Source organism: Pseudomonas sp. DTU12.1, from assembly GCF_009873475.1.
In the GTDB taxonomy this organism is placed as follows: Bacteria; Pseudomonadota; Gammaproteobacteria; order Pseudomonadales; family Pseudomonadaceae; genus Aquipseudomonas; species Aquipseudomonas proteolytica.
Genome location: NZ_CP045254.1, coordinates 2,519,555 through 2,542,969, shown reverse-complemented (window position 1 = coordinate 2,542,969; position 23,415 = coordinate 2,519,555). Strand labels below are relative to the sequence as shown.

Annotated in this window: 18 protein-coding genes; 6 read left to right on the top strand and 12 right to left on the bottom strand. The window is 61.6% G+C overall.

Going from position 1 to position 23,415, the window contains the following annotated elements:
• Positions 1 to 68: 68 nt before the first annotated feature.
• Entirely contained in the window at positions 69 to 3,050 is a 2,982-nt protein-coding gene (locus GDV60_RS11140; RefSeq protein WP_159907176.1) for an amino acid adenylation domain-containing protein, read from the bottom strand.
• Positions 3,051 to 3,325: 275 nt separating this feature from the next.
• Between GDV60_RS11140 and GDV60_RS11135 the strand changes: the two genes are divergently transcribed.
• From GDV60_RS11135 to GDV60_RS11125, 3 genes are all read left to right on the top strand, one after another.
• The gene (locus GDV60_RS11135; protein ID WP_029292941.1) at positions 3,326 to 3,832 is read left to right on the top strand and encodes a sigma-70 family RNA polymerase sigma factor; all 507 of its coding nucleotides are present in this window, start codon (positions 3,326 to 3,328) and stop codon (positions 3,830 to 3,832) included.
• The gene (locus tag GDV60_RS11130; RefSeq protein ID WP_092235661.1) at positions 3,829 to 4,788 is read left to right on the top strand and encodes a FecR domain-containing protein; all 960 of its coding nucleotides are present in this window, start codon (positions 3,829 to 3,831) and stop codon (positions 4,786 to 4,788) included. Before GDV60_RS11135 ends, GDV60_RS11130 begins: the two co-directional genes overlap by 4 nt.
• Before the next feature lie 101 nt (positions 4,789 to 4,889).
• Positions 4,890 to 7,334, top strand: a complete 2,445-nt coding sequence (locus tag GDV60_RS11125; RefSeq protein ID WP_133715768.1) for a TonB-dependent receptor — start codon at positions 4,890 to 4,892, stop codon at positions 7,332 to 7,334.
• 440 nt (positions 7,335 to 7,774) lie between these two features.
• Here GDV60_RS11125 and GDV60_RS11120 read toward each other — a convergent pair whose 3' ends face one another.
• The 3 genes from GDV60_RS11120 to GDV60_RS11110 all read right to left on the bottom strand — a co-directional run bounded on the left by GDV60_RS11120 (position 7,775) and on the right by GDV60_RS11110 (position 11,472).
• Positions 7,775 to 8,995 carry a hypothetical protein gene (locus GDV60_RS11120; protein ID WP_256679369.1) on the bottom strand — a complete coding sequence of 407 codons (1,221 nt, stop codon included), beginning with the start codon at positions 8,993 to 8,995 and terminating at the stop codon, positions 7,775 to 7,777.
• 209 nt (positions 8,996 to 9,204) lie between these two features.
• Positions 9,205 to 10,386, bottom strand: a complete 1,182-nt coding sequence (locus GDV60_RS11115) for a sugar transporter (protein WP_092235649.1) — start codon at positions 10,384 to 10,386, stop codon at positions 9,205 to 9,207.
• Positions 10,387 to 10,473: 87 nt separating this feature from the next.
• Positions 10,474 to 11,472, bottom strand: coding sequence for a bile acid:sodium symporter family protein (locus GDV60_RS11110; RefSeq protein ID WP_159907172.1), 999 nt, complete (start codon positions 11,470 to 11,472; stop codon positions 10,474 to 10,476).
• 85 nt (positions 11,473 to 11,557) lie between these two features.
• Between GDV60_RS11110 and GDV60_RS11105 the strand changes: the two genes are divergently transcribed.
• Positions 11,558 to 12,346 carry a helix-turn-helix domain-containing protein gene (locus GDV60_RS11105; RefSeq protein WP_029292952.1) on the top strand — a complete coding sequence of 263 codons (789 nt, stop codon included), beginning with the start codon at positions 11,558 to 11,560 and terminating at the stop codon, positions 12,344 to 12,346.
• A gap of 154 nt (positions 12,347 to 12,500) precedes the next feature.
• Here GDV60_RS11105 and GDV60_RS11100 read toward each other — a convergent pair whose 3' ends face one another.
• Entirely contained in the window at positions 12,501 to 13,529 is a 1,029-nt protein-coding gene (locus GDV60_RS11100; RefSeq protein ID WP_159907170.1) for a LacI family DNA-binding transcriptional regulator, read from the bottom strand.
• A 212-nt stretch (positions 13,530 to 13,741) separates the two neighbouring features.
• On the opposite strand from GDV60_RS11100, the gene GDV60_RS11095 reads away from it, so the two are divergent.
• Both GDV60_RS11095 and GDV60_RS11090 read left to right on the top strand, forming a co-directional pair.
• Positions 13,742 to 15,073, top strand: coding sequence for an MFS transporter (locus GDV60_RS11095; protein ID WP_029292957.1), 1,332 nt, complete (start codon positions 13,742 to 13,744; stop codon positions 15,071 to 15,073).
• Between the two features lie 13 nt (positions 15,074 to 15,086).
• Complete coding sequence (locus GDV60_RS11090; RefSeq protein WP_159907168.1) at positions 15,087 to 16,454, top strand: amidase; 1,368 nt, start codon at positions 15,087 to 15,089, stop codon at positions 16,452 to 16,454.
• Between the two features lie 271 nt (positions 16,455 to 16,725).
• On the opposite strand, the gene GDV60_RS11085 is transcribed toward GDV60_RS11090, so the two are convergent.
• From GDV60_RS11085 to GDV60_RS11055, 7 genes are all read right to left on the bottom strand, one after another.
• The gene (locus tag GDV60_RS11085; protein ID WP_159907166.1) at positions 16,726 to 17,961 is read right to left on the bottom strand and encodes a Zn-dependent hydrolase; all 1,236 of its coding nucleotides are present in this window, start codon (positions 17,959 to 17,961) and stop codon (positions 16,726 to 16,728) included.
• Positions 17,958 to 18,449, bottom strand: a complete 492-nt coding sequence (locus GDV60_RS11080) for an L-2-amino-thiazoline-4-carboxylic acid hydrolase (protein WP_029292963.1) — start codon at positions 18,447 to 18,449, stop codon at positions 17,958 to 17,960. The genes GDV60_RS11085 and GDV60_RS11080 overlap by 4 nt, the downstream gene beginning before the upstream one ends.
• Positions 18,450 to 18,634: 185 nt before the next feature.
• Entirely contained in the window at positions 18,635 to 19,774 is a 1,140-nt protein-coding gene (locus GDV60_RS11075) for a branched-chain amino acid ABC transporter substrate-binding protein (RefSeq protein WP_029292965.1), read from the bottom strand.
• 84 nt (positions 19,775 to 19,858) lie between these two features.
• On the bottom strand, positions 19,859 to 20,575 hold the full coding sequence (locus GDV60_RS11070) for an ABC transporter ATP-binding protein (RefSeq protein WP_029292968.1): 717 nt from the start codon (positions 20,573 to 20,575) through the stop codon (positions 19,859 to 19,861).
• Positions 20,568 to 21,341: an ABC transporter ATP-binding protein gene (locus GDV60_RS11065; protein WP_029292970.1), complete on the bottom strand. Its 774-nt coding sequence runs from the start codon at positions 21,339 to 21,341 to the stop codon at positions 20,568 to 20,570. The genes GDV60_RS11070 and GDV60_RS11065 overlap by 8 nt, the downstream gene beginning before the upstream one ends.
• Positions 21,338 to 22,438 carry an ABC transporter ATP-binding protein gene (locus GDV60_RS11060; RefSeq protein ID WP_029292972.1) on the bottom strand — a complete coding sequence of 367 codons (1,101 nt, stop codon included), beginning with the start codon at positions 22,436 to 22,438 and terminating at the stop codon, positions 21,338 to 21,340. Before GDV60_RS11060 ends, GDV60_RS11065 begins: the two co-directional genes overlap by 4 nt.
• Complete coding sequence (locus GDV60_RS11055; RefSeq protein ID WP_029292973.1) at positions 22,435 to 23,382, bottom strand: branched-chain amino acid ABC transporter permease; 948 nt, start codon at positions 23,380 to 23,382, stop codon at positions 22,435 to 22,437. The genes GDV60_RS11060 and GDV60_RS11055 overlap by 4 nt, the downstream gene beginning before the upstream one ends.
• Between the last annotated feature and the right edge of the window lie 33 nt (positions 23,383 to 23,415).

Here is a 23,415-nt window from a genome sequence, read left to right as displayed (position 1 = left end):
ACATCCTGTGGGAGTGATCTCGGCCTGCCGCACGTGGTTATGCACAGGAACCTACAGTGAAACGGGCCCTATACCTTGCTCTGCCCGCCTAACCGATTAAGGTAAATGGCCAGCACTTCACCACTGAACTCCGACTCTCGGATATCACTCCCCTCCAGCAATTCCTGCACTTGGCTCCGATCCCAATCGTAGTTGTCTTGATAAAGCTCCAGAATTGTCTCCCCCGCGTGCATGTCATCCTTGAACAGGCCAAGCAAGGGATACAGTGGCTCTCTCTGATTGCCTTCCCACAATCCAACCCACTCTTTAAACGCCACCACCGGAAGGTCGCGACCGTAGTAGCGCCCTACCCGTCGGCAAAATTCCTTGAGATCAAGGTTGGTGCGAGCCGTTTGGCAAAGATTAAGTTTCTTACCCAGCGCTTCAGGTTTTCGGGAGATATGCGCGATGGCAGCCACCATGTAGTCAACGGTGGTCAATCCTTCGCGCATATTGTGCAGGTCGGGTACTGCGTTATGCGCCAGGCACGTTTGAATGAAACGCCCCCACCACTGATAGTTGGCACAGACTCCCGTGCGACTGTGGCAGGTGGCGTAGCCGAGGCGAAACGTCACGACAGGAAGGCCTTGGGCGCCAGCAAGATCGGCGAGTTTTTCCATCACCCACTTACTCTGCACATACCCCAGATCCTTGCGAATCGCGCCCAGGTTCTGGTCAATATCGTCTTGCTCATAGGCCAGGGTTCGACCGGTAAAACGATGGCCCCAGCTGTAAATGGAAATGGTCGACATCAGCATCAACGGCTTGATTTTGCTAACGCTGCAAAACTGTATGACGTGACGCATGCTCTGCACGTTATCTTTCTTCATAGAGTCGTAGGGCATGATGAAATTGACGGCACTGGCCGAGTGGTAAACCAGATCGACTTCTTCAGCCAAGGCTGCATAGTCTTCTTGCGCCATCCCCAACATCAATTGCGATAAATCACTGACGTAAACGCGCACTCGCGACCAATCCTGATCGTCGATAACGATTTGATAACGCTCGGCGATGTGCTGTAACCGCACACGGCCAGCGCTGGGACTCTCACAGCGAATGAGGCAATGAACAATGGCGGTGCTGGTGCACAGCAATTGCTCAAGCAGATGAATCCCTACGAAACCGGTGGCCCCCGTCAACAGCATGTGGCGTGGCTCGATCAGTTGAATCGGATCAATATCTGCAGGTAATTGGCTACCGGGCAACAGCCAGACGTCATCCTCAAAGCTGTTTGCGGTGGCGATCTCGACGCCCGATGACGCGTTGCACATGCGCCGACGTATTTCGCCAGCTTGCTCGGCGAACACCAAGTGCTGGTAAACATCTTGAACCGACACCTTTATCAGAAAGGTATCTGTCAACTTGCGCGCCAATGCGGCTGCGCGCAATGAATGCCCTCCAACCTCGAAAAAGCTGTGGTGTGGCTGAAAGTCATCGTGTTCAAGCAGCTCATACCAAACCTGCCCTAACGCCCGCTCCAGCTCATCATTAAAGCGTGTGCCGTCAAACGATGCCGCCGGCTGGGCAGCCAAAAATGCGAGCAGCGCCTGCTTGTCTGTTTTGCCATTGCTGTTCGCGGGTAACGTATCAAGGCAATAGTATTTTTCGGGAAGCATGTAATCCGGCAAGTCCACTTCCAGGCTGCGCCGCAGGCTGGCAATCAATTGTTCTGAATGCTCGTGCGGGTACAGCTTGACAACAAACGCCACCAGCCGCTTTTGCGCCTGCGACCCTGAATCCTGAACGACCACTGCCACCGAATTGACTCGCGGCTCCTTGAGTAAGCGGGCTTCAATTTCACCCACCTCCACGCGGTAACCACGAATTTTCACCTGACCATCCTTGCGCCCCAGAAACTGCAGACTGCCGTCGTCCAGACGCAAGGCCTGATCACCGCTGCGGTAAATGCGACAGCCCAACTGTTCTACATACATAAATCGCTCGGCCGTCAACTGCGGCGCCCGCAGATACTCGCGGGCCAGGCACGGTCCTGCGATACACAACTCACCGACTTCGCCTGCCGGCAGTTCGTCAAGGTTATCGTCAAGGATGTAGATCCGGGATTGGCCGATGGGAAAGCCGATGGAGGGAGGTTTACTCAAACGTTGAGTTTCCACCACCTTTGAGGTCACAAAAATGGTGGCTTCCGTTGGCCCGTAACAATCGATCAAACCATAGGAAAGATGCTCGACGTCCACCGGGTGCAGCTTCTCGCCGCAGGTGTAAATGTATTTAAGACTCAACCCTTCAGGTTGCGCAGCATTCACTACGTCATACACCTTCAACGTCGGGACAAAGGCGTGAGTGATAGCGTTAATCACGCAAAAATCTAAAAACGCCTGACTATTGAGCAGTGACTGCTGGTCCAGTAAGTAAAGACAGGCACCGGCAATCAGTGCCGACCAGATTTCTGCCTGGCAAAGATCAAAGCCAACCGCCGCCATCATTGTTTGGCGGCTGGACGAATCAATGTGCAGATCAAGATTATGTTGAAGCAACAACGCCGCGACACTGTGATGCTCAATCACCACGCCCTTGGGATTGCCCGTAGTCCCGGAAGTAAAAATCACGTACATCGCATCGCCGGGATCAACAGTGACGTGGCTAGCGGGACTGACTGGCGCATCAAGCAGATGCTCGACCGTTATCACCTCGCACCCCATTAATGGCCCATCGTCTTCATTGCTGGTACACAGCACATAGGACGCCAGACATTGGGCACCAATGTACTCTTGGCGGGAGTGTGGCAACTGCCGATCCAGGGGTACAAACGCAGCGCCGGCTTTTAATACACCCAGCATTGCTACCACCAACTCGATGGACCGCTCTGCCCGGATCAGCACCCGATCGCCAGCACCGACATTGCGTGAGTGCAACCAAGCGGCCACTTTTGCGCTTCGACGATCCAGTTCGGTGTAGGTAATGCGCTCTTGCAAACCGACGATCGCCAGCCGTTGCGGATCAGCCCGCACCTGGCGCTCGAACAAACTCACCACCGTATCCAGCGACATGATCAAACCTCCTTGTCCAGCGTTAACTGATTCCCTCCCTCAACCGAGAGATTGCCTGAGCAAGGCCAACCTCGGTAACTGTCAAAAATCACAGTTTTTTATAAAAAATCAAACTATCTGCAGGCCCTCTGAGCCACATAAAGAATAAGTCCTTAATTTCTACTCGCGTGTTCGGCAGCCACGCGTCTGCCCGTCTTCCCGGTTATTGCAAGCGCCCTCACGCAAAAGGTAATATTGAGAACGATTCACAATACCACCCTTGAGAAAGTCGACCCGTGCAGTCACCTCCAATCCGCAAGCTGGGCTTCTTTTTCAATGACCATCACCGGTGGTTGCTGCAACATATCCAGCATCGCGTGCGTAATCACGCCGATGCCGAAGACACCGCCGCCGATACGTTCTGCCAGATGCTCGCCGCGCGGGTCGATCCCGACAGCATCGAGCAACCCCGGGCCTATCTCTCGACCATTGCGCGTCGGCTGATCTTTGATCGTTACCGCCGCAGTCGCCTGGAAACCGCCTATCTGGAGCGGCTCGCCGCGACGCCCGAGGCGCTGGCGCCCTCCCCCGAAGACCAACTGCAACTGATCCAGGCCCTGGTGGCAATTGACCGCGCCCTCGATGGCCTGCCGCTGATCGTCAAGGCCACCTTTCTTTATAGCCAACTCGACGGCATGAGCTACGTGGCGATTGCGCGCAAGCTGCAATTGTCTGAGCGCACCGTGAGCCGCTATATGAAACAAGCCCTGCGCCAATGCTACCTGGCCGAGATGGCCCCATGAGCAAGGCCCGCCTGGACCCGATCAGCGAGCAGGCCATTGACTGGATGGTGCGCCTGCGCGCGGGCAAACCAGATGCGTTGCTGCAGGAACGGTTCAACGCCTGGTTGGGCCTGGACCCGGCCCACGCCCAGGCCTGGGCCCGCTTGCAGGAGCGCTTGGGCGGATCGTGGAACACCTTGCGCAGCCTCGATAAACGCCTGCCCGGCGAAGCCCGGCAAGTGCTGTTGCAACCCCAGGGTTCACGCCGCGAAGTGCTGCGCGCCATCACGGGCCTGGGCCTGCTGGGTGGCGGCCTGTGGCTGGCGGCGCGCAGCCCGCTGGGTGACGACCTGCTGGCCGACCTGCACACCGCGCGCGGTCAGCGCCAGACCTTCACCCTGCTGGACGGCAGCCGCCTGACCCTGAACGCAGGCAGCGCCATCGACCTGCAATTCGACCAGAACCAGCGCTTGATCATCCTGCGGCACGGCGAACTGGTGATTCAGGTGGCGGCCGACCCCCAGCGGCCGCTGCGCGTGCGCAGCGCCCAGGGCAGTGTCCAAGCGTTGGGCACGCGCTTCCTCGTGTCCCAAGAGCCAGACGCCACGCGGGTGGTGGTGCTGGAGCATTCGGTCCAGACGACGCTGCACAACGGCATCCAGCACACCGTGCAGCAAGGCCAATCGGTGCTGCTCCACGCCAACCGCATCGAACCGCTGGCCGGCAACCAGAGCTACCGCGCCGACTGGCTCGCCGGGCACCTGAACGTGCTGGACGACTCCCTGGAACAGGTGGTTAGCGCCCTGCGCCCCTACAGCCGTGGTTTTGTGCGCGTCGACCCGCAAGTACGCGAGCTGCGCGTGCAGGGTGTATTCCCCCTCAACGACCCACACAGGGCCTTCGATGCGCTGGCCGAAACCCTGCCGATCCGGGTGGATCACTACAGCCCGTGGCTGACCCTGATTCGTGCCAGGTAACCCGGGCAAAACTTTTTTATGCAAATCACTCTTATTTGTGTCCGGTTTTCATTTCTCGGCCCACCTATCTCCTGACACGTCCACACCTTCAGGAGAATGCTGTGCTCAACCCTTGGCCCCATGCCCTTTCCGTCGCCGTTGCCCTGGCAACCCTGGCGAGCCCTGCCCTGGTACAGGCCCAAAGCCTGTCTTTCAATTTGCCGGCCGGCCCGCTGGCCCAAACGCTGAACGCCATTGCCAGCCAGAGCGGGCGGATTGTGTCCCTGGACCCGGTGTTGGTGCAGGGCAAGCAGGCCCAGGCGGTGATCGGCCAGATGCCGGCCGAACAGGCCATGGACCGTGCGTTGGCGGGCAGCGGCTTGCAGTTGCGGGTGACCGGGCAAGGCAATTTCAGCGTCGAGCCTGCCGCCGACAGCGGCGCCGCGCTGCAACTGGGCGTGACATCCATTGCCGCCCACAGCATCGACCCCACCATCACTGAAGATTCCGGCTCCTACGCCGCACGGGCCGTGACTATCGGCAAGGGCACCCACACCCTCAAGGAAATCCCCCAGTCGATCACGGTGATGACCCGCAAACAAATGGATGACCAGGGCCTGGTCGACCTCAAGGACGCCGTCAACCAGACCACTGGCCTGGTGGGTGTGCAAGGCGTAGGCAAAGGCATGATCATCACCTCCCGCGGCTTCCAGATCGACGACTGGCAGTACGACGGCGTGCCGATCCCACGCAATACCTATGCCCTGGGCAACTGGGCCACCCAGGACCTGATCTTCTTCGACCGCCTGGAAGTGCTGCGCGGCGCCTCCGGCCTGCTACAGGGCACCGGCAGCCCGGGTGGCGCAATCAACCTGGTGCGCAAGCGCGGGCAAGCGGCACCCACCGTCGCCCTCACCGCCAAGGCCGGCAGTTGGGACCACTACGGCCTGCAGCTGGACGCCGGCGGCCCGCTGAACCAGAGCGGCACGGTCCGTGGGCGGATGGTGGCGGACGAAGACCAGAGCGACTCCTTCATCGACTACGAATGGAGCAAGACCCACTCGTTGTACGGCGCCCTGGACTTCGACCTGCAGGAAGACACCACCCTGGGGCTGGCCGTCAGCCGCACCAATGCCGAGTCGCGTCCGATGCTGCGCGGCCTGCCACGCTATGCCACCGGCAAGTCGATCGACCTGTCACGTTCGACCTTCACCGGTTCACGCTGGAACCACTCGCAGATCGACGTCACCACCCTGTATGCCGACGTGGAGCACCGCTTCAACGACGACTGGAAGCTCAAAGTCGGCGCGGTACGCATGCATGAAGAAAACACCTCCACCCACCAGCGCGTACAGACCAACAACGAAGGCATCGAAGCCGACGGCAGCGGCGTGTCATACGCCGACTGGTACACCGATTTCGATGGCACCAAGATCGGCCTCGATACCCACCTCACCGGGCGTTTCGAGGCGCTGTCCATGGCGCAGGAAATCACTCTGGGCGGCAACTACTCCAAGTACACCACCAACGACGTCATCGCCCGGACGTTCAATGACAGCACCGATAACATCTTCGACATCAATAACCACCGCCCCGAAGTCACCTACGAAAGCCTGATGAACACCCCTGGCGGCCGCGCAACACCGAGCAAGTACGACATCCGCCAAAAAGGCCTGTATGGCAGCTGGCGCGTCAAGCCGATCGACCCGTTGACCCTGGTACTTGGCGCCCGTGTCAGTTGGTATGACTACAGCTACACCTCCTCGGGCATCACGGCGGTGACCCACGCCACCAGCGTCAACAAACCCAGCACCACCAACGAAACCGGCGAAGTCACGCCCTACGCCGGGATCGTCTACGACCTGAGCCGCGAGTGGGCGGTGTACGCCAGCTACACCGACGTGTTCGAGCCACAGACCCCGCGCGACCTCAGCGGTGCGGTGGTCAAGCCAGTGATTGGCAGCAACTACGAAATCGGCCTCAAGGGCGAGTTGATGGATGGTCGGGTCAACACCTCCCTGGCGTTGTTCCGCTATGACCAGGAAAACCGCGCGATCACCGACTACTCCCTGGGCGAAATCTGCGGCGGCACTTACTGCGCAACGAGTTCCGGCAAGGTGCGCAGCCAGGGCCTGGAAGCGGAAATCAGCGGCGAAGTGCTGAGCGGCCTGCAACTGTTTGCCGGCTATACCTACAACACCACCAAGTACCTCGAAGATCGCGACAACAAAGGCCGAGTGTTCAGCCAATGGACACCCAAGCACATGTTGCGGGTCTGGAGCGACTACCAGTTCAGCGGCGACTGGAGCAAGGTCAGCGCCGGGTTGGGCTTCACCACCCAGAGCCATACCCTGGGCTACGAATACACCTATGACGTGGCGGGCTACACGGTGTGGAATGCGCGCCTGGCCTATCAGCTGACGCCGGAGGTAGGGCTGGCGATGAATGCCAACAACCTGTTCGACAAGACCTACTACGCGTCCGGGTACAACCAGCTCAACGGCAACAACTTCTATGGTGATCCGCGCAATGTGATGTTCAGCGTCAAATACACACCGCAGTTCTGAGTGGCTGACGCCAGCCCGTTGGGGTAGGCCCGGTTGCTGTTGCAAGCGGGTCTACCCTGGCAATAAGGCTTTGTTAGCCATCAGGTCAATCGCAGTAAACCGTTCTGACTGTCGAGCCCTCTTGTACGAACTTGACGCCTTTGCCACGGCACACAAACGGGTTGGGCGCATTGGCCTCCTTCCCGCCAATCGGGCCCACTCTGGGCGCCAGGGCTACCTTCTCGTGTGGAAATAAGAAACTGAATATTCGGTCGAGCGGAGCGAAAAAAGCGACGCCCTCTTCACCCACTTCGCCTCCTGAATAATAGCGTCCGCCTTTCATCCCCCCTGCGTATACCAATGAAGACCCAAGTATCTGAACGCCCATCAACAGTGCAAAAAAAACCGCTGTCCTTTTCATCTCAACCTCCTCAACCGCATAACCAGCACCTTGTGAACGTTCAGGGCAACTGCGCCACCACGGCAATATCGTCTTGTGCACCATCATTGGCCACACCCGCAACATAGGTTCCGCTGAAGGAGATACTGCTCAGGGTGCTCTGCAGTCCACCGCTCACAGGGGGGATGGGCACGGTAGCGTTGATAGGATCCCAGGTGCAGGCGGTGGCGTATTCATTGCTATTGGTGCAGTCCATCGCCACGGTGTCGTTTTCCGCAAGGCTGAAAGCACGGGTACTGACGCTACCCGGCAAAAACGCGATAGGCCGCACACCAAAACTGGTGGTGGTGTCCGCCCAAAAGAAATCCGTGGTAAAGCCCGTCGGTGCCATACCTCGCGCCAATACACGCCCGGCGTTGTTCACCGCAACCCCGCTGTTGTTGGCGCCCAACGGTAATGTCAGCAGCCGAGGCGCGCTGGTGGGTGAAGGCCAAAACGCGGCTTTACTGCTTTGGTGAGGCGTGGTGGGAAAAGTACAGGTGCCCACGACTTGGTTCAGATCGTTCATACCCACGCCCCAGCATGCAGTTGCCCCGCTTGCCAGAGGCAAGTCAGTGATCGAGTACGCGCTCGCCCCCCGCGTAGCGACTCGCGCCACTGGTTTGCCATTGACCGGACAGTTCAGCAGGAGGCTGGGATAACCGTTGATTGCAGTGTTGTTCACAACGGCACCGCGGCACATGTCGCCCCAACCTGAAATACGCAACGGCGTCGCAATGCCTGGCATATATAAAACGACAGTGACCGCGCCCGCACCGCTGATACTCAGGCCAAGCACCGCCCCTTGCTGGTTCTGCGCGGTTGCGGCGGTCTGCACATCGGCAGGACGTAACAGGGGGATCAGGAATGTTGCCGGCAATGGGGTCAGCTTGGTCGGCGCGCCACTGGGCGTGCCGGCACTCCAGGTCACGGCAAAATTACGACCGCTCGCATCGGCGCAACTGCCCAGCAGCGATCCGTTGTTGGCAATGGCCCCCACCGCACAAGGCTGATTGGCCGCCAACGAAGGCAAGATCTGCTGCGGCCCGGCGGTAGAGGCTGCATACCAGGGCTCGCCATTGGCGCTAGGGTCATCCTGCGAGCAATTACCCACACTCTGACCACTGTCGTTGACCCCGGTAGTCGCACATTGCGCGCCCGCCGCGTTGCCCAAATTGACAAAAGTCGCCGCATTGACCGCCGCGCTCGCGCCCCACAACAAAGCCCCGCCGCTCACCATCATTGGCAGGATCGCGCGTTTGAATAAGTTCTGCATGATCGGTCCGTCCCTGGAAAGTTACCGTCCTTCAGTCCAACGCATGACACTGGTTATGCGCTGGGTCCGTGAGGCAGTAAAAACCTGGAAAGCCGTGCCGACAACTGTCAGATCTGACAGGTTTAAAAACTACAAGAAGAGGTCCATAAAGAGAGGTTTTTAGTCGCGTCTGCCAATCAACTCACGCCACCCTGGCCGAACCGATAAATCGACAGGCAATACAGCCCCAGCGCCGCCACCGCCAGCAAGCCCCCGGCCGCGCCGATCCAGGCAAAGCCGAAGTGCCCGCCGACCCAACTGCCGAGCAACGCCCCGCCACCAATCCCGATGTTGTAGATCCCGGAGAACATGGCCATCGCCACGTCGGTTGCATCCGGCGCCAGTACCAGCACTTTGGACTGCAACGCCAAGCCAAAGGCCATGATCGCCATGCCCCAGAACACGCTCAACACCACCAGGTACGACACATCGCCACTCAACGGCAGAAGCAGCCCCAGGCACAGGGCCAATACCGCCACCGCCACCAGCAGAAAGCGGTAAGGATTGAAGCGGTGCAGCACACTGAACAGCAACGAGCCAATGATCCCCGCCCCGCCAAACACCAACAGCACCAGGGTCACGGCATTGCCGCCCAGGCCGGCGACGCGCTCCACGAAGGGCTCGATATAGCTGTAGGCGGTGAACTGCGCGGTGACCACCATCGCCGTCAACACATACAACGCCACCAGCGCCGGGCGCTTGAACAGCAGCGGCAGGCTACGCAGGGAACCGGAGTTCTGGCTCGGCAACAACGGCAAGGTGCGCGCCAGCCAGAACACCAGCGCGGCGGCAAACCCGGCAATCACTATGAATGTGGTGCGCCAGCCCATGGCTTCGCCCAGCAGGCGCCCCAGGGGAATCCCCAGGACCATTGCCAACGAAGTACCCGTGGCCAACAGCCCCAAGGCCTGGACCTGCTTGCCCGGCGGCGCCAGACGCACCGCCAGCGACGCGGTGATCGACCAGAACAGCGCATGGGACAAGGCAATGCCGATACGGCTGACCATCAACAAGCCAAAACTGTTGGCCATACTGGAAAGAAGATGGCTGGCGATAAACAGGCCGAACAGCACAATCAGCAACTTGCGCCGCTCGACGTTGCGCGTCAGCAACATCACCGGCAGCGACGTCAATGACACCACCCAGGCATAGATGGTCAGCATCAGACCGACCTTGGGGATCGGCATGTCGAAGCTGGCGCCAATGGCGCTGAGCAAACCGACCGGGACGAATTCAGTGGTGTTGAACACAAAGGCGGCCAGCGCCAGGGCGATGACCGGTTGCCAGTTGGCGGCGGGGGTAGCGGTGCTAGTACTCATCGACAGGTCGTTTTACTCTGTTGCGCGCTGATCCTGACGGCCCGATGCCAGCCCTTGAGCAGCGCGGAAAAATAGTAACACGATGGTTCAGGGATCGACTTGCGCCATGATCTCGGGAATGGACTCCGGGCGATTGGCGTAACGCTGGGCCAGCACCGCACAGACCATCAACTGGATCTGGTGGAACAGCATCAGCGGCAGGATCAACACGCCCATGGTGCTGCCGGCAAACAGTACCTGCGCCATCGGCACGCCCGTGGCCAGGCTCTTTTTCGAGCCGCAGAACAGGATAGTGATGCGATCTTCCTGATTGAACCCAAAGACCTTGCCCAACAGCGCGGACGCCACCAGCACCAGTGCCAGCAAGACGCAGCAGGCCACCAGCAGACCAGCCAATTCCCACAACGGGATCTGATGCCAGATGCCCTCATTGACCGCTTCGCTGAACGCACCGTAGACCACCAGCAGGATCGACCCCTGATCGACGAACTTCAGCCAGTTCTTGTTACGCCCCACCCACTCGCCGATCCAGCGTCGGGCGATCTGCCCGGCGATAAACGGCAGCAGCAGTTGCACGCTGATCTTGAGAATCGCATCCACGGTGGAGCCGCCGTCGCCATGCACATTGAGCAGCAGCGTCACCAGCAACGGCGTAAGGAAAATCCCGAACAGGCTGGACGCCGCCGCGCTGCAAATCGCCGCCGGGATATTGCCCCGCGCCAGCGACGTAAAGGCAATCGCCGACTGCACCGTGGCCGGCAGCGCACACAGATAAAGCATGCCCATGTACAAATCTTTGCCAATCATCGGCGACAGCAACGGCTTGAGGGCCAGGCCCAGCAGCGGGAACAGCACGAAGGTCAGGCTGAACACCAACAGGTGCAAACGCCAGTGCCCGGCACCGGCAACGATGGCCTGGCGTGACAGCTTGGCACCATGCAGGAAAAACAACAGCGCGATGGCCAGGTTGGTCACCCAGCCAAATGCCACGGCAGCCTGGCCGCTGACGGGCAGCAAAGAGGCCAGGGCCACCGTGGCAATCAAGGTCAGGGTGAAGTTATCGGGTAAAAACCGGGGGCGGGTCATGGGCTGTTCTTTCCAGGGGTTGCCAGGGCGTCGTGCCGACTCTAACGTAACGGCTTGTTACCGACTAACGCCAATGAGCCAGTAAATGCCGCCAAAAGGACACGACAAGGCCGTTCGCCGTAGCATTCCCGGGCTCTCCAGCCTGCCACGCCCGGTGTATGGCCGTACCGAATCGCTGCCCAATCGCGCCCTGACCCGCCGCCATAGCCACCCGTGGGTGCAGTTGTCGTATGCAATCTCCGGAGTGCTGGAGATCCAGACCAGTGCCGGGCGCTTCGTGGCGCCGCCGCAACGGGCGGTCTGGATCCCGGCGGGTATGCCACATCGGGTGTTCAGCTCGCCGCACACCGAAATGCGCAGCCTGTACCTCGACTGCAGCGTGACCGCCTGGGCGGCGGAGCGCTGCCAGGTGCTGGCGGTGAGTGACCTGTTGCGCGAGTTGATCCGCCGCTTCAGCGAACTGCCGGTGGAATATGCCGAAGACGGCCCCGATGGGCGCCTGGCCCAAGTCCTGCTCGACCAACTCGCCGCCGCGCCACAGGTGGACCTGATGCTGCCGCTGCCTCTGGACAGCCGGTTGCGCCAGATCTATCGCAGCCTGAGCCTGCACCCGGAACAGGCGACCACGCTGGGACAGTGGAGCCAGCGCCTGGGGGTCAGCGAAAAAACCCTGAGCCGGTTGTTTGTGAGCGATACCGGCCTGACCTATCGCGCCTGGCGCCAGCGGCTGAGGCTGCTCGGCGCCCTCCCCGACCTGGAACGCGGCGAGCGGGTGACGGACGTGGCGCTGGGGTGTGGGTATGAGTCGGTTTCGGCGTTTATCGCCGCGTTTCGACAACAGTTTGATACGACACCCGGGGAGTTTTTTCGCTGACTGGATTGACCCGAGGGTTGGCCTCGCACAATCCCCTGTGGGAGCGGGCTTGCCCGCAATGAGGGTGTGTCATTTGATAAATTCAGTGGCTGAACCACCGCTATCGCGGGCAAGCCCGCTCCCACATTTTCTACCGCCGATGGCCAGCCCTCAGTCAGTGCAACAAAGACGAACTCGCCCGTACCTGCAACTGCGGCGCCACCATGATCGACTCGCACGCCTCGCCCTCGATGCGCTTGAGCAGCAGCTCAACCGCATGCCGGCCCATGTCTGCCAGGGGCAGGCGCACGCTGGTCAGGGGCACCATCAGTTCATTGGCCAGTGGTATGTCGTTGAAGCCCACCACGGCAATGTCCTTGCCCGGCATCAGGCCCTTGTCACGTGCGGCCCCCATCAAGCCGATGGCCAGGAAGTCATTGACCGCGAAAAACGCCTGTGGCCGTGGGCTGAGCCCCAACAGGTACTCGCCCTGGCGGTGCCCGGTAAGGCTGTCAAAAGGACCATTGAGCGTCCATTCCGGGCGCAGCGTAATGCCTTGCTCCCGGTAATAACGGGTAAACCCGCGCGTGCGATCAGCCCCGGTGGAGGCATGCCGTTCGCCCGCCAGAATGGCCACATCGCGACAGCCCAACTGGTACAAGTGCTCGGCCGCCAACCAGCCGCCACGTTCATCGTCGCTGCACGCCGCCAGATGCCCGGCAATCTGGCGACTGACCAGTACGTAGGGAATGTGCTTGCGCGCCAGCAGTTCCAACAGTGGCTGGCTTTCGCCGACATGTGAGTCGCCGACGATCAGCCCGGCCACCGAGCGGCGCAAGGCATGTTCGGCACGGGCCATCTGGCGGGGTTGCTGGTCGTCGGTATTGGAAACGAAGGTCAGGTAGCCGGCCTGTTCGGCCGCACTGTCGATGCTGTCGTAAATGGTCGCCATCACCAGGTCGGTGAGGCGCGGCATCAGCACACAGATTTCCTTGCTTTTGCGCAGTTTCAGGCTAGATGCCTGCGTGTTCGGCCGATAATCCAGCTCTTTTGCCAACTCCCGGATACGCGCCACCACTTCGGCAGACGCCGCGCGCTCGACCCCGGCCGGGTCGCCATTGAGTACCCGGGACACCGTGGATACATGCACGCCAAGTGCGGTCGCCATGGACTTCAAGGTGGCTGGACGAGATGGGCTCGGCATGTCTGAGGGGCTTCCGACTGTCTGATATTTAGCGCGCAGATTCTACCCGAACGGGCGTACCGCAGCCGCAGATAAATCTTTACCCAAACGTTTGACTAAAATTTTTCCGCACCTTACATTTCGCCTACCCAAACGTTTGGGCAACCAATAAAAATACGCCGGACGCGGCCGACTTTTTGACTTCTGCCATCATTTTGAAGAGTCAGATCCCTATGAACAGCCCCGCTATCCCGTCCTTCCGCTACCAGATTTTCTTCCTGATCATGCTCATGGCCCTGCTCAACTACATCGACCGTGGCGCGATTGCCTATGCGTCGGCGAGCATTCTTCCCGAGTACGGTTTCGACAAAGCCGACTGGGGCAACGTCCTGGGCTACTTCGGTTACGGCTACATCCTTGGGGCATTGGTCGGCGGCATTCTGGCCGACCGCTTTGGTGCCAAGCGCATCTGGCTGATCGCCGGTGGCACTTGGTCGGTCTTCGAAATCGCCACGGCATTTGCCGGCGACTTCGGCCTGGCGTTTCTCGGCGGCTCGGCCATGGCCGGTTTCGCCACGATCCGCGTGATGTTCGGCTTTGCCGAAGGTCCGGCCTACTCGGTGATCAACAAGAGCGTGGCCAACTGGGCCACGCCCAAGGAGCGCGGTTTTGTGGTCGCGGTCGGCCTCTTGAGCACCCCATTGGGCGCATTGCTCACCGCGCCTGTGGCTGTGGGCCTGCAAACCCTGACCGGCAGCTGGCGCAGCATGTTCGTGGTGTTGGGCGTGGTCAGCCTGGCGCTGCTGGTGTTTTTCATGACGCGCTTCACCAACACCCCGGATGAAAACCCGCGCGTGTCCAAAGCCGAACTCGACTTCCTGCGCAAAGAGCGCGCCGAGGCCGCCAATGCGTCGACGCCCACTACCAGCGTTGCGCCGCTCTGGCACTTCTTCAAGAACAAGGACCTGCTGTTCAACGCCGTCGGTTACTTCTCGTTTGTGTACGTGACATTCCTGCTGCTGACCTGGACCCCCAAATACCTGCAGGACGAGTTCCACTACAACCTGTCGTCGCTGTGGTACATGGGCATGATCCCGTGGACCGGCGCCTGCTTCACCGTGCTGCTGGGCGGCAAGATTTCGGACTTGCTGCTGCGCCGCACCGGCAACCTGAAAGTCGCCCGCAGCTGGCTGGCCGCGACCTGCCTGCTGCTGACAACCTTGTGTTTCATCATGGTTTCCCAAGCCCAGACCGTCTGGGGCGTGATTGCCCTGATGACGTTGGCCAATGCGCTTAATGCCCTGCCCAACTCCGTGTACTGGGCGGTGGTCATCGACACCGCGCCGTCCAATCGGGTGGGTGCCTACAGCGGCATGACGCACTTTATCGCCAACACCGCGTCGTTTATCGCCCCCATGCTGACCGGCTACCTGACCGTGCGTTACGGCTATTCATCGATGTTCGTGGCCGCTGCCGTGGCCACCGCGCTGGGCATGAGCGCAATGCTGATGGTGCGCCCGGGCGGGCGTCAGGTTGCCCCGTCCTCTCAACCCGCTGCTGTTTGATGGAGTTGCATTTATGAGCCTGGTGAAGCCTACCCACGCTGGATACTTTTTTGGTCAGTCGATCATCACGCTGGCCGCGCGCCTGCGTGCCGGCAGCGTGACCAGTGTCGAGTTGACGCAGGCCGCGCTGGACAGCATCGAACGCTTGAACCCGGTGTTGAATGCGTTCGTTCATGTTGATGCCGCCGTGGCACTGGCCCAGGCCCGCAAGGCCGACGCGCTGTTTGCCCAAGGCCAGGACCTCGGCCCGCTGCAGGGCATGCCGATAGCGGTCAAAGACAACATCGACACGTTCGACTACATCACCACCTACGGTTCAGCGCACTTCGACCGTTTCAAACCCAGCCACGATGCGCTGTGCGTGCAACGCGTACGCGAGGCCGGGGCGGTGATTATCGGCAAGACCTTGACCCATGAGTTCGCCTACGGCCCGACTGGCGACCGCTCACTGCAAGGCGCGGCGCGCAACCCGTGGGATGCGCGCTGCATCACCGGCGGTTCCAGCGCCGGCAGTGCCGCGGCGGTGGCCAGCGGCATGGTGCCGCTGGCGCTGGGTACCGACACAGGCGGCTCGATCCGGATTCCGGCGGCCTTGTGCGGCACGGTCGGCTTCAAGCCCTCGTTTGCCAGCGTGCCGTTGGACGGGGTGTTCCCGCTCGCGTCCAGCCTCGACCACGTCGGCCCCATCGCCAACCACGTTGAAGATGCACGCCTGTTGTTCGAAGTGCTGGCAGGACGCGCTTGCCAGCCGGCGGCCACGCCTCGAGCGTTGCGCGTGGGCTGGATCACGTGCGCCAGCTTCGGCCCGGTGGATGCCGAGCTGCATCAGCAGGTCTACCAGGCGGCGCAACAGCTGTTTGGCGAAGCGCTGCAAGAGACTGACGCACTGCAAAAAATCGCGGCGGGCATGAAGGACACCTTGCAGACCTTGCAACGTGCCGAAGCCTTTGCAGTACATGCCGAACGCATGCGCGATGCACCGCACAAATTTGACCAGGAGGTACGCGAGCGCCTTGAGGTGTCGAGCGAGGTCAGAGGCTGGCAGTACATTCGCGCACAGGCCAGCCAGGCGCAGTACAAAGCGGCCATGGCGCGGTTGTTCGAAGACTATGACTTGCTGGTTTCACCCACTGTGCCGATTACCGCCACACAGGTAAACGCACGCCAAGTGCGCGTGGGCGAACAGGACATTGACGTACGCGCCGCCGTACTCAGCCATACCAGCGCCTGGAACCTCACCGGCCTGCCCTCGATCAGCCTGCCAGTGGGGCACGTGAGGGGCATGCCGGTGGGGTTGCAAGTGATAGGCGCGGCTGGCGCGGATGATCACTTGTTGCAGGTGATGAGCCAGCTGATTGTGCCGATTACAGGTGGTGACTGAACTACCGCTTTCGCGGGCAAGCCCGCTCCCACAGGGGGGCGCTGCAGAACGAAGGTGGGAGCTGGCTTGTGGCGAGCGGGCTTGCCCCGCGCTGGGCTGCGGAGCAGCCCCAATAAGCCGAATGAGTTGTACCAGATACACCGCAGCGGCTGGTTTTGGGGCTGCTCCGCAGCCCAGCGCGGGGCAAGCCCGCTCGCCACAGGGGAGTTCGTCAGTTTCTGAAAGGTGTGTAGATACCTATGGCTTTCGCGGGCAAGCCCGCTTCCATCCATCACTCACGCGACGAAGCCAGAATCGCCTGCAACAACACATCCGCCCCGGCCGTGGACCAGTGCGGGTGGATCTCTTCCGCCTCGTTATGACTCAAGCCATCCACACAAGGTACAAAGATCATTGCCGTCGGCGCGACCTGGTTCAGGTAGCAGGCGTCATGCCCCGCGCCGGAAATCATCCGCCGATGGCTATAGCCCAGCGCTGCGGCCGCGGTCTGCACCACGTCTACGCAATCCTTGTCGAAGGCAATCGGCGCGTACTGGAAGATCTGCTTGACGCTGGCCTGCAGGCCAATCCCCTCGGCAATCCGCGCCACGGCTTCGTGCAGTTGCTGGTCCTGCACACCCAGCACCGTCTCATCGGGATGGCGGAACTCAACACTGAAAAACACCCGCCCCGGCACCACATTGCGCGAGTTGGGGAAGATGTTGGCCATGCCCACCGTCGCCCGCCCTTCGGCGCCTTGGGCCAGGCCGATCTGGTTGACCGCCTCCACCACCCGGGCAAAGCCCAGCAGTGCATCCAGGCGGTGATCCATTGGCGTGGTGCCGGCATGGGCGCTGCGGCCGCTCAGTTCGACTTCATACCAACGCTGGCCCTGGGCCCCGGTGACCACGCCGATGGTCAGGTCCTGGGCTTCAAGGATCGGGCCTTGCTCGATATGCAGTTCATACGCCGCATGCACCGCCTGCCCTCCCACCGGATGCGGGCCGGCGTAGCCGATCTGTTGCAACGCCTGGCCGATGGTCACGCCGGCCTTGTCTTCGCGGGACAAACCGTATTCCAGGTCGAACACCCCGGCATACACCCCTGAAGAAATCATCGCCGGGGCAAAACGCGAGCCTTCTTCGTTGGTCCAGTTGACCACCTCGATCGGTCGATCGGTTTCGATGCCCAGGTCGTTCAAGGTGCGCAGCACTTCCAGGCCGGCCAGCACGCCGTAGATGCCATCGAACTTGCCGCCCGCTGGCTGCGAGTCGCCGTGGGAGCCGGTCAGCACCGGGGCCAGATGGTCGAGGCGACCGGCGCGACGGGCGAAGATGTTGCCCATGGCGTCCACACGAATGCTGCACCCGGCCGCCGTGCACCAGGCCACGAACAGGTCACGCCCGCGCCGGTCTTCGTCGGTCAGCGCCAGGCGCGAGACACCGCCCTTGGGCGTGCCGCCGATCTGCGCCATTTCCATCAGCGAGTCCCACAGGCGCTCACCGTTGACCCGCGCCAGGGCGCTCACGAGCGCGGCTCCTGGGGCTTGGCGTGGTAGCGGAAGTCACAGCTTGGCGCGCCGCCCATGATGGTCTGGGTGCGCGTCAATTCGATATTCGGGTTGTAGCCGACGATAAACAGCTCGTCGCGGTTGCACGACAACAGGTGGCCGATCTCGCCCAGGCCCATTTCGTGGTACATCTCGGCATAGCGGCAACGCTTGACGTCGTAATCGTAGTGCTCGGCATCGCTGGCGATGATTTCGACTTTCAGCGCGTCGTCCTTTTCCCACAGCACTTGCAGCTCAACGAAGCTCTTGAGGTCGGCGCCCTGCTCTTCCTGGGCGGCAAAGTGCTTGCCGGCCTGGATCGCGGCGTTGCCCACCGCTTCGCCAATCACCGCGGCGGCAAAGGCCTTGCCCTGCTCGCGCACGAGGATTTCGTAGATCGGCTTGATGATCTCGGCCTCGATGCGCCGGCGGGCCAGGATGCCCAGTTCACCTTCAAGTTTGCTCATGGTGTGCCTCATCTAAATGCTTGCGAAGATCCAATGTGGGTGCTGCCAAATGTGGGAGCTGTCTCGCCCGGCGAGGCTGCGATGCAGACACCACGGTGTCGCAGATACACCGCGGTGATCCCATCGCAGCCTCGCCGGGCGAGACAGCTCCTACATGAACTGCGCCTACACTTAAATCCAGCGCGTTACTTTTTGCCGCCAGCCACGCTCACCGGTTGCCATTGATTGGCCTTGACCTGGTAAACGGTGAACGACGGGTTCTGCAGATTGCCCTGGGCATCGAATGCGATGGTCCCGGTCACGCCCGGATAGCTGATGGCGCGCAGTACCGGCAGGTACTTCTGCGGATCGGTGGAGTTGGCCTGCTCGATGGCGGCGATCAACACGCCCACACCGTCATAGGCAAAGGGTGCGTGCAGCTCGATGTTGCTCTTGAAGCGCGCCTTGTAGGCCTCTTCAAATGCTTTGCCGCCTGGCATCTGCGCCACGGCCAGGCCCGGCTCCAGGGCGATCACGCCCTCGCCTTCGTTCTGTGCCAGTTGCAGGAAGGTCTGGCTGACAAAGCCGCCGGCGCCCATCAATGGGGCCTTGATCCCCAACTGCTTGATGCGCCGGGCCAGCGGTGCAGCCTGGGAGTCGACGCCGCCAAAGAAGATCAGGTCCGGGTTTTGCCCACGGATGTTGGTCAGCACCGCACTGAAGTCGATGGTCTTGTCGTCCACGTATTCGCGCGCAACCACCTTGGCGCCACCGGCCTCGATGGATTTGACGAACTGGTCCGCCAGGCCCTGGCCGAACGCGGTGCGGTCGTCGATCACGGCGATGCGCTGCGCCTTGAGGGTCTTGAGTGCGTAGTCACCGGCGACCTGGCCGCCGTCATCGTCGTGGCCCATGATCCGCAAGCTGGTGTCGAAACCTTGCTGGGTGTAGGCGTGACCAGTGGCCACCGGTGCGACCTGGGCAATCCCGGCGTCATGGTAGACCCGCGCTGCCGGAATGCTGGTGCCGGTGTTCCAATGGCCGACCACGCCAACTACGCCTTCGTCCACCAGGCGCTGGGCCACGGTGACGGCGGTGCGTGGATCGGACTGGTCATCCTCGGAAACCAGCTTGAACGTCACGGCCTCGCCATTGATTTTCAGGTGCTTGGCGTTGGCCTGGTCAATGGCCAGTTGCGCGCCGTTTTCCAGGTCTTTGCCGATCCGCGCCGACGGACCGGTCAAGGGTCCGGCCAGGCCAATCAGTACCGTCTGGTCGGCCTGGGCCACGCCGCTCATGGCCAGGCTCAACAACAGTACGCGTTTGAAGGGGGCAGTCTTGTTCATGGTTTTTTCCTGTTTCTCAGCAGGCCCTCATGGCCTGTGGGGTTGACGAAACACGCCGGGCGTCCGGTGGCGTTTGTTATGGGGTTATTCACCGAGGTAGGCACTGCGCACCTCGGGGTGGTCGAGCAATTGGTCACTGGCACCGCTGAGGCTGATACGCCCGGTGTCCATCACATAGGCGCGGTCAGTCACTTGCAGCGCAAGGCGCGCGTTCTGCTCCACCAGCAGCAGGGTCATGCCCTGGCGGCACACATCATCGATCACCTGGAACAGCTTTTCGACCATGATCGGCGCCAGGCCCATGGACGGCTCATCGAGCACCAGCAGGCGGGGCTTGGACAGCAGCGCACGGGCCAGGGCGAGCATCTGCTGCTCGCCACCGGAGAGCAAGCCGGCCGACTGCTGCAAGCGTTCCTCCAGGCGCGGGAAGTGTTCGAACAACTGGCGGATTTCCAGGTTGACTTGCTGTGGGTCGCGGCGCAGGAACGCGCCGGCCTGGAGGTTTTCCAGCACGCTCATGCGCGCAAAAATGCCACGCCCTTCCGGCACCATGGCGATGCCCAGGGTCAGGCGCTCATGGGGCGCCAGGTTGAGGATCGAGCGGCCAGCAAAGCGGATCTGCCCCGCAGCGGCCGGCAGCAACCCGGTCAGGGCCTTGAGGCTGGAGCTTTTGCCGGCGCCATTGGCGCCGATCAACGTGACCCGTTCGCCTTCATCTATATGCAGGTCCAGGGACTTGACCGCCTCGATGGCGCCGTAGCGCACCTTCAGGCCGGCAATCTGCAACAACGCTTCAGACATGGGCGCCGGCTCCCAGATAGGCCTGGATCACTTGCGGGTGGCGGCGCACTTCGGCAGGCGCGCCCACGGCGATCACGCGTCCGTAGTCCAGCACGCTGATGCGGTCACACACGCCCATCACCAGCTTCACGTCGTGTTCGATCAGCAACAGGGTGTGGCCGTCGTCGCGGATTTTTTCCAGCAGGCTGCGCAGTTGCACTTTCTCGCTGGCATTCATGCCGGCGGCCGGCTCGTCGAGGGCCAGCAGGCGCGGTTCGGTGGCCAGGGCGCGGGCAATTTCCAGGCGCCGCTGGTGGCCGTAGGACAGGCTGTCGGCACGGTAGTGGGCAAACCCGGCCAGGCCGACATAGGCCAGCAGGCGATGGGCGTGGGCGCGGGTCTGCGCTTCTTCCTCGCGCCCGCGCGAATGCCCGCTCAAGGCCGCCCACACGCCGTTATGGGTGCGCACATGGCGCCCGACCATGACGTTTTCCAGGGCGCTCATGGCGTTGAACAGGCGGATATTCTGGAACGTGCGCGCGATGCCAGCGCGGGCCACCTGGTGCACCGCCGTGGGCTGGTACTCCTGGCCGTCGAGTTGAAAGCGCCCGGAGTCCGGGGTGTATAACCCCGTCATCACATTAAAGAAGGTGGTCTTGCCGGCGCCATTGGGCCCGATCAGGCCGTAGATTTCCCCGGCCTCGATACTCAAGCTCACGTCATCGAGCGCGGCCACGCCGCCAAACTGTTTATTGACCTTCTCGATCTGTAATAACGGATGGTTCAAGGTGCACCTCCTGTGCGGCTCGGCCAGAGGCCGGCGGGTCGATACAGCATCGCCAGAATCAGCGCCAGGCCGTAGAACAGCTGGCGGATAATTTCCGGGTCCACCAGCACTTGGCCAAACAGCGCCTGCTGCAAGGGGCCCATGCTGGCGCGCAACGCTTCGGGCAGGGCCGCGAGCAACACGCAGCCCAGAATCACCCCGGGGATATGCCCCATGCCGCCGAGCACCACCATGGCCAGCACGGCGATGGACTCATTGAGGGTGAAGGATTCGGGTGAAACAAAGCCTTGGAACGAGGCAAACAGCGCCCCACTGATACCGCCGAACGCCGCACCAATGGCAAATGCCAGCAGCTTCAGGCGAAGGGTATTGAGGCCCATGGCCTGGGCCGCCTCTTCGTCTTCGCGGATCGCCATCCACGCGCGGCCGATGCGCGAGCGCTCGAGGCGGATGCAGGCAAACAGGATCAGCACCACCAGTGCGGCGAACAGGTAGTAATAGAGGTAGACCGAGGGCAAGCGCAGGCCGAACAGTTCCTGGGTGCGCCCCAGGTTGACCCCCAGCAGCGTCACCGGATCAACCTGGGCGATGCCTTTGGGGCCGTTGGTGAGGTTCACCGGGCGGTCCAGGTTACGCAGCAATATGCGGATGATCTCGCCAAAGCCCAGGGTGACGATGGCCAGGTAGTCGCCGCGCAAACGCAGGGTCGGCGCCCCAAGGATCACCCCGAACCCGGCCGCCAACAGCGCCGCCAGCGGCAGAATCAGCCAGATCGAGGTGTGCATGCCCTCTGGCATCAGCGCCAGCAAGGCCGGGAACTGTTGCATCAGATGGGGCGACGAGAGCAATGCCGCCAGGTAGGCGCCCACCGCGTAGAAGGCGATAAAGCCCATGTCCAGCAGGCCGGCATAACCCACCACGATGTTCAGGCCCAGGGCCAACATGATGTACAGCAGGGCAAAGTCCAGGGTGCGCACCCAGGTATTGCCGCCGGCATGCCCGACAATCCATGGGGCCAACACCAGGGCCAGGGCGAACAGTACCAGGCCCAGGCTGGCGCGTTTGCTCGAAGGGCTCACAGCGGTTGCCAGGCTCATGCGCGGGTCGCCAATCGTTCGCCCAACAGCCCTTGGGGACGGAACACCAGCACCGCGATCAACACGATAAAGGCGAACACATCCTGGTAGTTGCTGCCGAACACGCCGTTGGTGGCAGCCCCCAGGTAGCCGGTGCCCAGGGCTTCGATCAGCCCCAGCAGCAGGCCGCCGAGCATGGCGCCCTTGAGGTTGCCGATGCCGCCCAGCACTGCCGCGGTAAAGGCCTTGATGCCGGGCAGGAAGCCCATATAGAAATGCGCGCTGCCATAGTTGCTGGCCATCATGATGCCTGCCAGCGCGGCCAGGGCGCCGCCGATGGCGAAGGTCATGACGATGATGCGGTTAGGGTTGATGCCCATCAGGCTCGCCACTTGCGGGTTCTCGGCCACGGCGCGCATGGCCCGGCCAAAGCGCGTGCGCTCGACCAGCAGCAACAGCCCGACCATCAGGCTCAGCGCCACGCCAATGGTGGTCAGCGCGGTGGCATTGGTCACGGCGGCATGGGTGGCATCGCCGGCCAGCACTTCGATGGGTTCCAGGGGCAGCAATTGCGGGAACATCTGTGGGTTGCGGGTCCAGACCAGCATGGCGACGGTCTGCAACAACAGCGACACGCCGATACCACTGATCAACGGCGCCAGGCGCGGGGCGTTGCGCAAGCGCCGATAGGCGACACGCTCGATCACCACCGCCAGCACCGCACAAAAGGCCATGGCAATCATCGCCGCTGCCAGCAGCAACAACACCGGCGGCATCTGCGGGAAGGCCGCCTGCAGCACACGGATCACCGACAGGCCCACCAGCGCGCCAATCATCAACACATCGCCATGGGCAAAGTTGATGATCCGCAAAATGCCGTAGACCATGGTGTAACCCAAGGCCACTAGCGCGTAGAGACTGCCCGACAGCAAGCCGTTGAGCAGTTGCTGGATAAACGCATCCATGAGAACCATCAACTCCATACACAAAAACGTCGG